Below are 16,439 nucleotides of genomic sequence, written 5' to 3'. Positions count from 1 at the left end.
TCAATCCTCATCCCCAAAAGTTAATAAACCACACTCAAACCCCTTCACCACAGCCCCGATTCTTGTCTTCACCCCCAGCTTCTGATTGATTGCGGCCAGATGGTATTCAACAGTCCGCTGGCTTAAGGCCAGCTCCGTGGCAATTTCCTTGTTGGTTTTCTCCTTCGCCAGCCAGCGCAGTACTTTTCGTTCGGTTGCTGTTAGCGCGTCTGGAGAAGCGGAAGCCCGAAGATGCTCAGGGACCAGAATATTGCCCAGCACACTTTGTTTGATCGCGTTGATAATGATGCTGTATGAGCTTTGTTTGGAGAGGTAGGCATGAACGCCGATTCGGTACGCTTTGTAGTAGAATTCTTCGTAGGTATAGCCGGATAAGAGAATAATCTTCAGCGCATTACCGTAGTTCTCTTTCAACAGCCGGGCTACCTGGAAGCCGTCCATCTGCGGCAGCGAGATATCCATCAGCACTACATCCGGGCGCAGCAGCGCCGTCTCTGCCAGGAATTCTACCGGATCTGTGAAGGTCCGCAGAACTTCAAGGCCGGGCTCCTCGTCCAGACGGCTCTTAAGCCCGTCCAGCACAAGGGGGTGATCATCAAGAATATACAGGGTTATATTATCATTCATGAGAAGACTGCTCCTTATAAAGAGGGATTTTGAGTGTGACCGAGGTTCCCTGTTCCGGCACGGAGTCAATCAGAGCCGTTCCGCCCAGATGCTCCATCTGTTCCCGGATCGACAGCAGCCCGAAGCGGGGGCGGCCGTCTGGAGGAGCGGTCACAGCAATATTTCTGTTGAAGCCTACGCCGTTGTCGGACACGCTGCAATAGATGCTGTCACCGTCTATCCAGACACGGACCTTCAGTTCGGAAGCCATCGCATGCTTGAAAACGTTGACGACCAGCTCACGGGCTGCCCGGAAGAGACTCGCCTTGATAAAGACAGGGAAGGCGTCCGGCAATGGAGCCTCAAACTGCAGGGTCACGTTAAGCTCCTCCAGGCGATTCATGTCTTGCAGCAGCCAGTGCAGTGCTTCCTGCAGATCGCCTTTATCGAGAATATGCGGATATAAATGATCGCTGAGCGCCCGGATGCTGCGCTGAGAATCGGCCAGACATTTGAGCCATTTCGCATTGCGCTCCTGCTGGTATCTCCCGGTATCATGCAGCTCCTCCAGATCCCGGGACAAGAAGATCAGGTTCTGCAGCAGGTCATCATGCAGGAAATAAGAGATGCGGACCTTCTCTGCTTCTCGGGCCTCCAGCAAGCTCTGGCTATAGCTGCGGAAATCATGCACCTGGCGCTCATAATGGTCAATCTGCTTTTGATTGTCCTCATATTCGCGCCTCAAGCGGAGCAGATGGCGGGCGTTCATAAGCATCTGAACAGCTTCACTGCGGAATTTCTGGATGATCCGCTGTTCTTCGGCAGAGAACAAGGTCTGATTGCGCTTCGGTCCAAGGCACAGGTAGCCCAGCCGCTGCTCCTCCAGTTCATGCACCAGCTCGAATACGGCAGCGTATTCGCCGCCGGCGGACCATTCAAGGTCGGGGGTGTCCCGTAACGGAGCCGGACCCTTTGTCCCTTTCTCCTCGTAAATCCCTGTGTTATGTACTAGCGGCAGGGAGCTGTCATCGAAATAGACCAGTGTAAGACCTTCAACTTCAATCATATCCTGCAGAAGCTCAGCAAACAGCTTGAGGATATCGCGGATATTCTTGTTTCCGGCCAGCTGTAGCGAGAGAAGCAGCTTCTGTTGCTCCAGCCAGTCTTTTTTGCGCTTTTCCCCATGCCGCAGCCGCCGCAGCAGCAGACGATAGCCGCCGGTCAGCAGCGCCAGCAGAATGAACAAGAGTACCGCGTATCCTATCGAACCCCAGACGGTTGTCAATAGAAATAGCACTAGTGTCAGGCTGAAGTACAGGCTGTGCGCGGCCAATCTGGGAATATAAAATCTCATGTCCAGAACCTGACGCTGGACGAGCAGATAAGTGAACGTTGCAGAAATCGGCACCAGACCGACCAACGCATATTCTGCCGTGATCCAGTACCGGTCCCATAACAGATAGGGCAGGGCATACAGCCATACATAAGGAAGCAGACTCACGGTTATTCCTGTAAACAGAATGTAGAGCTGATTCTTCTCAATCCGGTCGAATTTGCTCCAGTGCCAGACCGTTATGGCAGCCATCAGCAGCAGTGTGGCAAGCAAGGCTACATTCAGAACATTGGTTACCCAGTCATATACATGACGCTGCAGCATAAAGCCTACAGCAAAGACCGAGAACATCAGCGAGTAGACCTGATACCCCCGCAGTAAGGCACGGAATTTTGAATAAATAGGACGGAAGGCAAACAGCAGATAGAAGGAAATTATCGCATAAGGCATCCAGATTGCACAGAAAGTGAACAGGTAGCCGGAGAGCATAAGCTCATCCGAGAACAGCGCCACTATGACGAATGCAAACAACAGATTCATCAGCAGAAATCTGCGGATCAGCAGCGATTCAGGATTCCTGCACAGGGCATAAGTGCCTACACCCACCAAAAAGATTTCCATGACGAAGGCAAAGCCATTCTCCAGTTTGTCTTTACTGCCAGCTTTAAGCTGAAGGGTATACGGCTGCCCTTCCTTGCTTTCAACCTTCAGACTATGGGTTCCAGTAAGCAATCGCCTTCTGTCAACGATAAATACTTCCGGTTCCGGCTCCCCATCGAAAGCGAGAATACGATCACCTGGTTTGAGGTTTGTTCTCGAACCGGGGCTGTCCCTATCGATTCTGGAGATGATCCATCCGCCGCTGGAATTCGGTTCCACGCTGATGCCTGAGTAGGGATTGGTGAATAATTGAATCTGTATATAGGTTGTGGCGAGCACAACAAGTCCCATGAAGATGTAGATGATCCTACGGCTGACACGGGGGCGTTGAAGAAAGCTGAACATGGTTCACAATCCTTTATCCTCTTTTCTTAAAAGTATATGATAAAACAGGCGATTCGTCTCGAATCGCCTGTTCGGCTGCCTTGTTGTTATAGCAGGTTTTGCAGCAGCCGGTAGATTAAAGCTGCGGCCTCCTGATTCAGCATTGGATCCTGTGCTCTGTAATTTACTTGCCCGTCTGACAATTCTGCGTCAGGACCATAAAGGCCGCGGCCAACCACATACTGGACACCCTCAGCGGCCCAGTCCGAGAAGGGCTTCTGCACAGCAGCCTTCACCGGGGCGGCTCCCAGACCAATATGGGCAATCCGCCAGACAAAGGTTGCAGCCTGTTCACGTGTCAGAGGCAGGTCGGGGCCGAAATAACTGCCCGGCAGTCCTTGAACGACACCGTAATCAAGCGCAGTCTGAATGGCAGTCTCATAAGGGCTGCCCTTGGTGTCTTTGAATGCGCTGGGCCGGGCCGATGATTGAAATCCGGCAAGAGGTATCAACTGGGCAATGAATTGTCCGCGTGTAACTGGACGATCCGGCTGGAAGGGTCCAGTGCTTTCAGGAATGGCGCCCAGCTGAACAAGATTATAGATGTATTTGGCATAGGGATGATCAGAGCCTACGTCGCTGAAGTGCTGGGGCTCAGGCAGCTTTTCAAGCCAGCTGTCGGGCTGGTTGTAATAGAAGTACAGCACCTTGCCGTCGGCATCCAGCTTGAAGCCGGCCGGCTTGTCTTCTTCATCATAAAACAGCAGTTCCTCAGTCTGCCGCAGCTTATGCTCGCCGAACACATCCTTAACCAGCAGTGCGCCGTCTATTGCGGTGACCTCCGAAGTTAAGGCTGGTGTTCGCAGGTGGCGGTACAAGCCTGCGAAACGCTGCAGCTGCTCTTGGGTAGCTGCAGGCTCGATGGAAGCGGGTGCCTTGCTTGTCTCAGGGAAATAACGGTTCATGAACTGATGGAACATGGGCTGGCGCAGATTACCTTTATCGCTGTTCAGTGCGAGAAAGATTCCCGTGTTCTGTTCAGGCAGCAGCCATAGATTAGAATGAAAGCCGGATAAATCGCCGCCTTTCTCTGCAACCTTATATCCGTTGTAGTCCTGCGAGTAGGTAGACTCGAAGGCATAACCGTTTCCTGGGACCTTAGGATGGATCGTTACGCTGCTGTGCTCCATGGCCTGTATGGATTCTGGTTGGAGAATCCGGTTCTCCCCCTTCTTCCCGCCGTTCAGCATCGCAAGCATGAACTGGGCCATATCCTTCCCGGTAGAAGTCATGCCGCCTTCAGGAGCACTAAGCGGGTCGTTGGGAATCTGCCCGGTCGGCTGCAGCTGATTATCATAAGGGGTGGCCATCCGCTTGATCACCTTATCATCAAAAATGAAGCTGGTGTTGCCCATTCCTAGCGGTTTAAATAGCTTTTCGGCCATGTAATTCTCAAAGGGCATCCGGGAGACTTGTTGAATGATGTAACCTTGCAGGGAGAAGCCGAAGTTGTCATAGCGGTAGACCTCACCCGGCTTGCGGACGATGGTAGGCATCTTCTCCTTCACGAATTTCTCCAGTGTGGAAGGGGTCCCGGATTCAAGGACATCTCCGTTGTCGAAACCGGTAGTATGGGTCATTAGATGTTTGAGGGTAAGCGGGAATCCGCTTGTGTTGTTAATGTGCAGACCCGTCAGATAACTCTGCACGTCTGTGTCCAGATCAACCTTGCCTGATTCGCTCAGCTGCATCACGCCTGCTGCAGTAAACAGCTTGGATACGGAAGCCAGGCGAAACAAGGTCTTCTCCGCATCAACCGGCTGTTTGGCAGCAATATTGGCATACCCATAGCCCTGGTTCAGCAGAATTTTTCCATCCTTTACGATGACTAGAACAGCTCCAGCCAGCTGCTCCTGTATCTCTGGCTGCTTAAAAAAATCATCGCCAAACCGCTTCGCGTCCTCCATGTTGAGCGTAACCGCAGAGGGTGAGCCTGGCGGACCGGCGGCAAATGCAGAGAGGGGGAACATCAAGAAGGCCATAACAACAAGTATAATTTTTCTCATAAATGTGCTCCTTTGATCAGGTTGAGCCCTTATCCTATCATAACTGCATCAGCCTGAAATCCGTAGAAGCGGGCAGCGGGCGCGGATCAGCCGCATGAATTTTGCGGGAGCACGCAAAGGGGAGGCTGGAAGCCTGCGCCTGATTTGGCCTTGCCGAAGTTTATACAGACACCAATAAGAAACCTATTAGTATTCTCAGCATGTTATAATTGGAAATTTATGCAAATGTGCTACATAACAGCAACAGCAGCTTGCAATCCGAGCGAATAAAAGTTATTATAGACTAATAAAGTCTTTGATTGAGGTGGAAGATGAAATATTCAAAGGCAACAAATTATGCGCTGCATACGATGCTCTTTTTGGTGGTGGCTGCGTCCGACAAGCCGGTAGGCGTACAGCAGCTGGCAGAGCGGCAGGAGGTTTCCCCTACGTATCTGTCCAAGATATTGACCAAACTTGTGAAAGCTGGACTGATCGAGTCTGCATCGGGTGCGAATGGCGGTTATCGGCTCAAACGTAAGAAGGAAGACATTTCATTTCTCGACATCATTCATGCCATTGAAGGCACGGCCTCGTTGTTTGATTGCACGCTAAATCATCCCAGCGAGTGTCTGATTCAGCAGGAAATGGTGGAAGCTGAACGGCGGATGGAAGATTATTTGCGGAAAAAAAAAATCTCCGAGCTTGCTGCACAGATAACGGTGGCTTTATAACCGCCGTTATTTTTGCAATTAAATTATAGATATAATAAGTCTGTTAAGTCTATTAAATGCAGGCTAAATGATATTCAAGAAAGGGATGAGCAAAGATGGCAACAGATTTATTTGATATTCAATTGTGGGAGCAGGCGTGGAAGGAGGACCCCTCATCCACGGCCAACCAGATGAAGCGTGCTGGAATTGATCCCACGCATGGGTTCGATCACAAGGCCAAGGTGTTTGATGAAGAGGTATTCAGTGAAGGCGGAAGACGCAGAAGCGAGCGGATCATCGGCTGGATGGAAGGGCAGGGAGTGGATTTTGCCGGACTCAGCGTGCTGGATATCGGTGCGGCTTCAGGGGGCTTCAGTGTACCTTTTGCCGAGCGCGGGGCCAAGGTTACCGCTGTTGAGCCCAACGTACCGCTGGCTGATTTATTTGAAGCCAATACAGCCCGTGTCAGCCCCGGAAAAGAAAAGATAACCTTAGTGCGGGAAGCTTTCGAGGACCTTGACATAACTGCAATGGGCTGGGAGAAAGGGTTTGATCTGGTATTCGTCTCCATGTGTCCGGTGATCATTGACTGGGATAGCGTAGAGAGAGTGCTGAGCTGTGCCCGTCAATATTGTTATATCAGTACTTCAGCTGGGAGCAGACAGCATAGTCTTATTAATGAGGTGATGCCGCTGCTGACCGGTAGGAAGATGCACCCGGATTCCTCAGATATGGCGTATTTGAACCAGCTGCTTTACTTGAAAGGCTATGCCTATGAGTCCATTGTGACACGAGAAATGAAAAGCACCGAAATTTCCGTAGAGGCGGCAATTGAAGAGGTCTTGCAACTGTTGAAGATGCATCATCTGCCTGCCCACGAAGTTTCCCGGAATATTGTTACGGATTATATACGCAGCACGTATCAGGAGAAGAAGGTAACGGTTCAGCAGGGCGGACGTTTCGGCAAGGTGCTGATCCGGCTGCAGGATCAGAATATGTACAGCAAATCATAAAACGTATAATTAACCGCTTCTAAGGTGTATTTTCCTTGTGGAAATACGCCTTTTTTCTTTGCGGCCGCAGCAGAAGGCGAAAATTGTCGGCCAACGATTTCTATCAGGAGCTGTAAAATGCTAAGATAGTAGTACATTATTTAACGGGGAGTGAATTTCTTATGAAAAAGATTGCTGCCGGATTTCTTGCCGGGGCAATACTGATGGTTAGTGCGCAGGCGCTCGGGGCTACCTCTACTCTGGTAGGAAAGAAAATCCAAGCGGAATATACAGTCAACGTATACGGCAAGAAGCTGGTAGATCCAGCCATAATCATTGATGGGAAAAGCTACGCCCCGGTGCGCGCAATCGGAGAACTGGCTGGCTATAAGGTTTCGATATCCGGCAAGAATATTAACCTGGATGAGAAAGGTAGCGGAGCGGGCGCATTGGCCAATGATAAAAATACCAATGCCGTCCTGGGACCGCGGCCGACCGCAACACCGGACCCTTTGCCGGCGGTCACCAAAAATAAAATCAAGCAAATTGACGAAAAAATTGATACTGTTGTCGATAACATTCTGGTGACCAGCAGCCTGCTGAAGACAGATGCCAATAATGCTGAATTGAAGCTTAAGCTGGAGCAGTATAAATCAGAATACACAGATCTGCTGAAACAGAAGGATCTGGAGCTGCAGAAGTAAGGAAGAGCACTTGTGTATTCCCGTTAAATGATATAAATACAGGGCGGTCCCCATTCTCTCACTTAGAGGATGGGGACCGCCTTGTTTATTATTGAATCTGTTGTCTGCGGTATTGATAAGGTGTGATTCCATACTGATCCTTGAACAGCTTGATGAAATACTGCGGCTTCTTGTAACCGACCATATGAGAAATATCGATTACATGCAAATTGGACTCTATCAATAGCTGGGAGGCTTTTTCCAATCGTTTGGCTGCAATGAAGTTCGATAGATTCTCACCGGTTTCCTGCTTATACACTTTAGACAGATAGACAGGATGAAGATGAACAATTTTACCCAGATCGTCCAGGCTCAAACCATCGCCGATATGACCGGCAATATGAGATTGTATGGTTTGGACAATATGGCTGTTAGACAATTTTGCGCTTCGCTCGAATTGGGTGATGCAGAGCAGAATGGACTCAAGTGCAGCGTCCGGCTCTGCCAGTTGACTGAAGATCCAACCTGCGACCTCAACCTGCTGCAGCCGGCTGACAGAGAAATACACCCGCTGAATAAAGTCGAGCAGATAGAGAATTTTCTGCTTTCTGGAACCAAGCTGGGCGAAGGTCTTGAGAATGTTCTTTCTGGTCAGCTCCCATTCTCCAGGCTCCCACTTAGGATGAGCAGTACAGTCCTGCAGCAGGGTACAGTCACCCGCGTGAACTTCCTCCTGGTAATAAAACTGGCAGAAGATTTGCCGGACGGCATTCTTCCGGCTAAATTCAAATTTCTCCGAAAAGGAAATATTGCTGATGCTGTGCGCGAGCTTCTGAGCGTCGGATTCCAGGATTAATCCTGCCAGCCCCGGGCCTGTCGTCCAAATCAATTGATCCAGCTCCCGGCTGTTGTCTCTTAAGGTGATTTCATCTGCTCCCTCTGCATCTGGAACCTGAAAGAAGCAAAAGGTCTCCTTCAGCAGTACGGTATCATAAGCACTGAAATCAGTGCCTGCGGGGGAGGGTCCGCCAATAACGGACAGCAGATAACCCAGCCCGTCAAATTTCTCCCACGTAATCTGGGGCTTCAGCTGCTGCTCATCAATGCTTTTGAGCACTTGCTTCATCGCTTTCTCCATATCCTCTTTATCCACGGGCTTCAGCAAATAATCCAGAGCGCCCAGCCGGATCGCTTTCTGCGCATAATCAAATTGAGAGTAGCCCGAGAGAAAAACCACTTTGGTCTTAAGCATGTTCTCATTAATATGCTCCAGCAAATCAATGCCGGACACCTCGGGCATGCGGATATCCGTAATCAGAATATCAATCTGATTCTGGTTCAATAATTGCTTGGCTTCAACCGAATTAGTTGAGGTCACAATCTGGTGTATGCCGAATTTCTTCCAATCCAGCAGATGTTTTAAGTATTCAACAATGTAATGTCCGTCATCCACAATCAGTAATCGCATGTTCTCCTCCTTCATCCAGCGAGAAATCAATGTAGGCCATCACGGACAAGCCGCCCCAGTCATTGGTGAAGAAACGCAGGCCGCTTAATTCGCCGTAAGCATTTTTAAGACGCTGATGTATATTCCACAGACCGATTCCACTGGAGCCTGGCGGAGGGGATTCGCTTTCGACCCTTGCTGCCAGCAGAACGATTTGCTCCGGCGCAAGCCCCTTGCCGTCATCCGCAATGATGATCAGCGCACCGTCATCAAGAGCTTTTAACTCTATGGAGACCCGATGGGCGCCTTGCCGCTCTTCAATGCCATGCTGGATGGCGTTCTCTACGATCGGCTGGATAATGAGCGGCATAATACGATGTTCTCCCAGCTCCGGGGGCAGCTTGATTTCATAATGAATCTCTTTGCATAGGGACATGATGGATAAAAAATGATCCGCAAGCTGCAGCTCAGAGGCCAGAGTGGCGTCATGGCGGTCCAGCTTCGTCAGATAGCGGTAATATTCAGCCAGATGTTTGCTCATCTGCATGACAGCCTCCGGAGACGTCTTCGCCATCGACATAATGAAGAAGAGGCTGTTATACAGAAAATGCGGATTGATCTGCGCCTGCAGCTGCTTCACCTCGGCATCTCTCCGCAGCTCTGTTTCAATCTTCAGGGACGCAAACAGATTCTGGGTTTTGAGCACCATGTGGTTAAAGCTTTTGAACAGATTAAAAAATTCATTAACGGGATTCTCGCTGATCCGTGTGCTGTAATTCCCTTGCTCCACCTGATAAAATTTCTTGCCCAGCAAATGAACATTCCGGTAGAAATTCCGGTAGAACATCAGAATGACGATCAGCCCAATAATCAGAATGACCAGGATACTGCCCACGAATACCTGCTGATTCCGGTCCAGCGGATTCAGGAAATCACTCATCCTTGTATATGTCACAAGATATGTGTCAATAGGCTCGATATATTTAGACAACACATAATAGTCGTCTTCGCCGGTATGATAGTCAAATTTCAGGATTCGCTGCGTATCCGGTGTGATCGTCTCCTTGGCTTTTTGCACGATACGACTGTCTACAGGTTTGCCGCTAATCACCAGGTTGTTGTTCACAAGGAAAAAAGCATTGGAGCTGTCGCCGTTAACCGCTTTGCCCAGCAGGCTGACCAGATATTCCTTCTTGAGCTTCACGCCCACGATGTATTGAATATTTGCCGGGTTTTTGGGCTGATGGATGTAGGGGTAGACTGAAAAATAATACAGGCTGTTATTATAGGTCTGCCAGCCGCGCTCAGTGACCTGTTCGAAGGGAAGCTTAGCCAGCGAATCATGGCCGGTCTGAATAAAGGTGCCATCCGGCTTCCAGTAAATCCCGATGGATTCTACCGCCAGACTCGAAAAGAGCTGATCCGATAACCGCTCCGAGATTTCATTCTTATTCATCTGTCCATCATAGTTGCTTAAATCCTGTTTCCGGTTCTGATAGAACCGCACATCATTGTCGGCGGTATACTGGATACCGTACATGCTTGCCTCGGAGATGACACCATCCATAATGCTCTCCGCATAAGCCAGCTGATTTTTGGAGGAGTTGATCAAACTGTCCTGAATCGTTCTTGAACCCAACGTATTCATGATAAAAAACAGTCCCAGCGTAAGCAGCAGAAAAAAAACGAAAAAGTAGATGAACCGTTTCATATTCACTTTTTTAATCATATTCACTTCCTCGTTCCCAATACTGGCGGTTGCCGGATTCGTGTCCTTCCGTATAAATCTATCATAATTGATTAAATTCAAAAGAAAAAGATTATTCAGCCGCAAAATGAAAGCGCTTATCAAACATGTTTAGGGATTGGTTATGATCTTTAGATTAAGACATTTTAGGATGAAAGCGCTTTTGCTAACATTAAACCTGAAAGAAAAACTTCTTGGCATGATAAAAGGGGGTAACACAAATAGCTCAGGTTATAAATACCCAAGCGGGGACGTTAAAGACAGATGACAGGAAAAAAAGCAGCAAAAATCCCTGGAACAAGGAGATCAGGAAAAACTGGCCGCTGTATGTGCTCTGTATCCCGGCACTCGTATTTGTTCTTATCTTTGCGTACGGACCGATGGTCGGCCTGGTGATGGCTTTTCAGGATTACAAGCCCTGGCTGGGACTTACCGGCTCAACGTGGATCGGCTGGGACAACTTCGCGAGAATCTTCCAGTATAAAGAAGCGACACAGGCCATTACCAACACGCTCATCATTGCTGTAATCAAAATTATTGTCGGCATTATCGTTCCAATCTTCATGGCAATCCTCTTAAGTGAAATCAGAAATGTGGGAGTCAAGAAAAGTATCCAGACCTTGGTGTATTTGCCCCATTTCTTATCATGGGTAACCGTTGCCGGAATTATGATTGATATTCTGGGACTGGACGGCGGCATCAATCACTTTCTATCCAATCTGTTTGGATCGAAACCGATCTTCTTCCTGGGTGATCCGGTCCTGTTCAGGCCGACGGTTATTATCAGTGACCTGTGGAAAAATTTCGGCTTCGGCATGATTGTCTACCTGGCGGTCATCACCGGGATCGACCCTTCCTATTATGAGGCTGCAGAGATCGACGGCGCTTCACGCTGGCAGCAAATCAGGCATGTTACTTTGCCGAGCATGATGCCGATGATCATCGTCATTGCTACACTGAGCCTGGGGAATATCCTCGATGCGGGCTTTGATCAAATCTTTAACCTTTACAATCCGCTTGTCTATAGCACAGGAGATATTATCGATACGTACGTGTACCGGTCTTCCTTATTGAATGGACAATACGGGTTCGGTACTGCCGTCGGGTTGTTCAAATCAGGCATCAGTTTTATATTGATCGTCATTTCATACCGGATTGCCTATAAGGTTGCCAACTACAAGATATTCTAGAAAGGAGCATGGAGAGTGTATCATAAGTCCAAGGGATATAAGATCTTTTCGTTCTTCAATTATATATTTCTGATTCTGATTGCATTATCATGCTTCTTGCCTATGCTCCATCTGCTCGCGCAATCTCTTAGCAGCAAGGCCGCGATAAACGGCAATCTGGTCTCCTTTTGGCCGGTGGATTTCAATGCGGACGCCTATGTCAAAACCTTTAAAAACTCCAACTTCACCGGTTCCATGCAGGTATCCGTGTTCAGAACCGTACTGGGAACCTTAATCAGCATGTTTATTATTACGACTGCGGGTTATGCCTTATCCAAGGATTTCCGCGGACGCAATGCCTTGATGTGGGTTTTCATCTTCACCATGCTGTTCTCCGGGGGATTAATTCCGTCCTATATCCTGGTCACGAAGCTTGGATTAAAAGATACGATCTGGTCCTTGGTGCTTCCGGGTGCCTTTGGCGCGTACAATTTGATTCTGATCATGAATTTCTTCAAGACCATTCCGAAGGCGCTGGAAGAAGCCGCGTTTATCGACGGAGCTTCGTTCTTCGTGATTTTCCGCAAAATCTACCTGCCGCTGTCGCTTCCCGGCTTGGCCACTGTGGGATTGTTCATCATGGTCGGGCACTGGAACGCCTGGTTTGACGGTATCCTGTATATGTCGAATACTGAGAACTACCCGCTGGCATCGTTCCTGCAGACGGTCGTCGTCCAAGGCTCTGCCCAGAGTATGGCGCTCAGCCAATCGGAAGCGGCAGCGATGTCGGAGCAGAGCATCAAGGCAGCCCAGATTTTTATCAGCACCTTGCCGATCATTCTGGTCTATCCCTTCCTGCAAAAGTATTTTGTGAAAGGCATCGTGTTAGGTGCAGTCAAAGAATAACCCACTATAAAGGAGCCTACTCAATGAAAAAAACAGGTGTTTTACTCTCCGCCGCTTTACTGATGACTGGATTGCTGGCGGGCTGCGGCTCGGATAATAAGGGATCAAGCTCCGCTGCGGAAGCAACGCTTAAGGACGGGAAATATGATCCTCCGATTACGATCAGCATTGCGAAGCAGCAGGATGAAAATGCCGGAAAATACATCAACGGCGAAAGCCTGAATGACAATGTCCTGACCCGCTGGGGTAAAGAGCATCTCGGCATCCAGATCGAGACTACGCTGCTCGGCGGCGATGCGACCCAGTATAACACCAAGCTGCGGCTCGCGCTCACCGGCTCCGAGAAACTCCCGGATGTTCTGCCTGTCTATGACACCTCGCTTGAGAATGACCTGATTCAGTCCGGGCTGGTCAAAGATATTACAGAGGACATCAGCAAATATATGCCTGAGCGGCTGAAAGAGATTTATAAGGAATACCCGACGGCCTTCAATCCGGTCATACAGGACGGCAAGGTGTACGGCATGCCGATTGCACCTAATTTGACGGAAGGCCAAGTGATGCTCATCCGTCAGGACTGGCTGGATAAGCTGAACTTAAAGGCACCGACAACCCTCGATGAGTTTGAAAAAGTGATTGCTGCCTTTACGAATGATGATCCCGACGGCAATGGCAAACAGGATACCTACGGATTTGATTTCTCCGGTAAGGATTCTTACAACACAGGCTGGGTCAGTGACTCCGTGATGATCTTCAGCGCCTACACCGGCAAGCATCTTCCGGGCCAATGGTATAGCGAGGACGGTAAGCTCACTTACGGGTCGGTTGCCGAAGGAACCAAGGATGCGCTTGCCAAACTCCGCGACTGGTATTCGAAAGGGTATCTGAACAAGGAATTGGCTACACAGGGCGCATGGGATGCACTGGCTGACTTTACCGAAGGCAAAGCAGGCATTATTATTGGCCGGCCTTGGCTGTACGGCAGTGTAAAGGATGTTGAAACCAACGTTCAAGGTGCCAAAATCAGTGCTTATCCCACGATCAGCGGTGTCAGCGGAGATAAGACCTATCAATCCGGTCAACAGAATGACGGAGTGTTCATGTTCAATAAGGATTTTAACAATATGGAAGCTTTCTTCCTGTACTACGACAAGCTGTACGATGCGGCATTTGGCACGGGTGACTTCAAGTACGGATATGCCGAAGGTTATGATTATGATACCGTAAACGGCGAAGTAGTCTTTGATTCCAAGAAATTCAACACGCCCATGGATGCTGCCCAAGGTGTAGGCAAGATGTCCTTTACCAAGAATACGCCAAGCGTTGACGGCCCGGGCAAATCGTTCTATGATCTTGCGCAAGGTGCGAAGCCGGATAATGGGGTTCTGATGAGATCGGCAGCCAATGATGCAACCGCCAAAGACGGATATGTTATTTCTTATGAGAACAGAGATGTGCTGCTTCCTAACGCCTTCAACGGACCGCCGACCAAAACGATGCAAACTTCGTGGGAACAGCTGAACACCATGGAGAAGGAAACCTTCACAAAGATCATTTACAGCAAAGAACCGCTTGAAGCTTACGACACCTTTGTTAAGCAATGGCATGACAAAGGCGGCACGCAAATTACAGAAGAAGTGAACGATTGGTACACTAATGCCAGCAAAGTCGATGTAATGTCCAATATGGGCCTGAAATAAGCCGATTATGGGAAATTAATGAAATCATTTATTTCTGAGAAAAGAGGATTTACTTATGAACCTTACGATCCCATTCTCCAATGAATGGTTTCAAGCTGAACATGATTCACGAGTATCTGCGACTCCGTCCGGCGGCTTCCGGTTGAACACTACGCCCGAGGGCGGGGGGATGGAGCTTCTGCCGGGCAGCCTGGACAGTTCTGTATGGCAGGAATACGAGTTTATGAATGCAGAGGTGTATCACGATTCACATGATGTACTGGTGCTGCTATTCAGTTTCCGTGATCAGGACAGCCGTATGATCACCTATCATACTGGCATTTTGCCGGGCGTCAGAACGGTGATCTGTTTGCCGCTGAAGCATCTGAACGGGGAGAAGCTGTTCCTTGACCGTTATCCGGGTGTGATGCAGACCGTGCTCCGCGGAGATGCGAGGGTCGACCGGAAGCGGATTGCCGGGTTCTCCATCGCGACCATTCCTTCAACGACAAGCCGGAGTGTGGAGATTAGCGGATTGTCCCTCAGTGGAGCCGAGCCGGATTTCACCTACGATTACCACCCTTATATTGATGGGCTGGGCCAGCTGAAAGGCAGAGATTGGCAGGGGAAGACGGCCAATCAGGCGGAGTTGAGCGAAGGGCTGCATTTAGAACGGCAGCTTGCAGCTGCGGCTGATTTTAGCGGGAACGGTCTCGGCCGGTACGGAGGCTGGAAGGGACTTGCATTTCAGGCGACCGGCTATTTCCGGACGGAATTTGACGGCAGCAACTGGTGGTTTGCCGATCCGGACGGCTATGCCCTGTTCAGTACGGGAATGGACTGTGCCGGTCCGGCTTCTCCCATGCACGTAACCGGCATGGAGCATTTGATCCCGCAGCTGCCGGGGCGGGAAGGGAGCTATCATGAGGCCTGGTCACAGGCTGGGCAGGAATTCAGCTTCGGGATCGCCAATCTGATCACAACCTTCGGGTCGGAGTGGCGGTCCGCCTGGACGGAGCTGACCGAATACCGGCTGAGACAGTGGGGATTCAATACGATCGGCAATTGGTCCGATGACGGATTTATCAAAGGCTCGGAGCTTCCCTATGTGTATCCGCTGTCTGATTTTCCGGCGACGGAGCAGACGATCTTCCGCGATTTCCCCGACGTGTTCAGCCGGGAGTATGAGCAGAATGCAGAGGAATTCGCGAAGCAGCTGGTTCCGCTGCGCGGAGATCGGCGGATGATCGGCTATTTCATGCGCAATGAGCCGCATTGGGCATTCGTGGACAGTCTGAATTTAACGCAGCTGATGCTGAAATCACCGGTCCGTTATGTCAGCAAGGAGCGGTTCATCCAGTGGCTGGGCGAGAAGTATGGGACTGTAGAGCAGCTGAATGAGGCGTGGGCCAGCAGCTACGCCAGTTTTGAACAGTTGTACACACCGCACGATACGGCAGCCTCGGATCATTCTGGAAGGGAAGCGGACTACGCACAATTCAACCGGATGATGATCCGGCGGTATGTGGAGATTCCGGCACGCTTATGCAAGCAGGCGGACCCGAATCATCTCAATCTGGGCATGCGTTATGCCTGGGTAAGCAGCGACGATGTGCTGGAGGGCTGCGAGTGGTTTGATGTCTTCTCGCTGAACTGCTACCAGTTCGCTCCTGACCGGGAACAGATCATGTATATCAGCGAGCGGCTGGGCAAGCCGGTCATGATCGGAGAATATCACTTCGGCGCAGCGGACGGCGGCATGCTGGCTTACGGCATACGCGCAGTGGCAACCCGGGAGGAGCGCGGCAGTGCCTACCGCTATTATGTCGAGCAGGCTGCAGCCATTCCGCAGCTGATCGGGGTGCATTATTTTCAGTGGAATGATCAGCCGGTGCTGGGGCGTTTTGACGGGGAGAATTACGGGATCGGCGTGGTGGATGTCTGCAACCGGCCGTATGAACATTTTGTACAGGCAGCGAAACAGGCCCATGAGCAGATGTATCCGGTGCGGACCGGCCTTGTTGAACCCTATAATGTACTTCCTGCAGAGATACCCAAAACAGGATTCTGACGGCACAATCCTAACTAATTACACTAAAAGGGCAATCCATGGTCACAATGACCCCGGATTGCCC

General features: G+C 50.0%; 12 protein-coding genes. 7 read left to right on the top strand and 5 right to left on the bottom strand.

All coding sequences use genetic code 11. The features are described from left to right. From NST07_RS24240 to NST07_RS24230, 3 genes are all read right to left on the bottom strand, one after another. Positions 1–627, bottom strand: a complete 627-nt coding sequence (locus NST07_RS24240) for a response regulator transcription factor (protein WP_341094939.1) — start codon at positions 625–627, stop codon at positions 1–3. Continuing rightward, positions 620–2,944 carry an ATP-binding protein gene (locus NST07_RS24235; RefSeq protein ID WP_342480298.1) on the bottom strand — a complete coding sequence of 775 codons (2,325 nt, stop codon included), beginning with the start codon at positions 2,942–2,944 and terminating at the stop codon, positions 620–622. Before NST07_RS24235 ends, NST07_RS24240 begins: the two co-directional genes overlap by 8 nt. Before the next feature lie 86 nt (positions 2,945–3,030). Further along, positions 3,031–4,989, bottom strand: coding sequence for a serine hydrolase (locus NST07_RS24230; RefSeq protein ID WP_341094935.1), 1,959 nt, complete (start codon positions 4,987–4,989; stop codon positions 3,031–3,033). A 311-nt stretch (positions 4,990–5,300) separates the two neighbouring features. Here NST07_RS24230 and NST07_RS24225 point away from each other — a divergent pair, with 311 nt between their 5' ends. The 3 genes from NST07_RS24225 to NST07_RS24215 all read left to right on the top strand — a co-directional run bounded on the left by NST07_RS24225 (position 5,301) and on the right by NST07_RS24215 (position 7,377). Continuing rightward, positions 5,301–5,702, top strand: a complete 402-nt coding sequence (locus NST07_RS24225) for an RrF2 family transcriptional regulator (RefSeq protein WP_342480297.1) — start codon at positions 5,301–5,303, stop codon at positions 5,700–5,702. A 95-nt stretch (positions 5,703–5,797) separates the two neighbouring features. Next, on the top strand, positions 5,798–6,694 hold the full coding sequence (locus NST07_RS24220; protein WP_341094933.1) for a methyltransferase domain-containing protein: 897 nt from the start codon (positions 5,798–5,800) through the stop codon (positions 6,692–6,694). 161 nt (positions 6,695–6,855) lie between these two features. After that, on the top strand, positions 6,856–7,377 hold the full coding sequence (locus NST07_RS24215; RefSeq protein WP_342480296.1) for a hypothetical protein: 522 nt from the start codon (positions 6,856–6,858) through the stop codon (positions 7,375–7,377). Positions 7,378–7,465: 88 nt separating this feature from the next. Here the strand turns inward: NST07_RS24215 and NST07_RS24210 are convergent, their stop codons facing one another. Beyond that, positions 7,466–8,824, bottom strand: coding sequence for a response regulator (locus NST07_RS24210; RefSeq protein WP_342480295.1), 1,359 nt, complete (start codon positions 8,822–8,824; stop codon positions 7,466–7,468). Beyond that, entirely contained in the window at positions 8,802–10,532 is a 1,731-nt protein-coding gene (locus NST07_RS24205) for a histidine kinase (protein ID WP_342480294.1), read from the bottom strand. The genes NST07_RS24210 and NST07_RS24205 overlap by 23 nt, the downstream gene beginning before the upstream one ends. Positions 10,533–10,855: 323 nt before the next feature. Here NST07_RS24205 and NST07_RS24200 point away from each other — a divergent pair, with 323 nt between their 5' ends. From NST07_RS24200 to NST07_RS24185, 4 genes are read left to right on the top strand one after another with little or no spacing between them, the layout of a single operon-like run. Next, a complete protein-coding gene (locus NST07_RS24200; RefSeq protein WP_341097737.1) occupies positions 10,856–11,740 on the top strand; it encodes an ABC transporter permease subunit in 885 nt (294 codons plus the stop codon). 15 nt (positions 11,741–11,755) lie between these two features. Beyond that, positions 11,756–12,625: a carbohydrate ABC transporter permease gene (locus NST07_RS24195; RefSeq protein ID WP_038595090.1), complete on the top strand. Its 870-nt coding sequence runs from the start codon at positions 11,756–11,758 to the stop codon at positions 12,623–12,625. A 23-nt stretch (positions 12,626–12,648) separates the two neighbouring features. Next, entirely contained in the window at positions 12,649–14,325 is a 1,677-nt protein-coding gene (locus NST07_RS24190) for a hypothetical protein (protein WP_341094926.1), read from the top strand. A gap of 55 nt (positions 14,326–14,380) precedes the next feature. Further along, positions 14,381–16,375 (top strand): beta-galactosidase, encoded by a 1,995-nt coding sequence (locus NST07_RS24185; RefSeq protein WP_342480293.1) that lies wholly within the window; start codon positions 14,381–14,383, stop codon positions 16,373–16,375. Positions 16,376–16,439 lie beyond the last annotated feature (64 nt).

Origin of the sequence: Paenibacillus sp. FSL L8-0340, from assembly GCF_038593145.1 — a bacterium.
Taxonomy (GTDB): Bacteria; Bacillota; Bacilli; order Paenibacillales; family Paenibacillaceae; genus Paenibacillus_AQ.
Note: the sequence above shows the minus strand (reverse complement) of the source record. Positions and strands in the feature narration are given on the sequence as shown.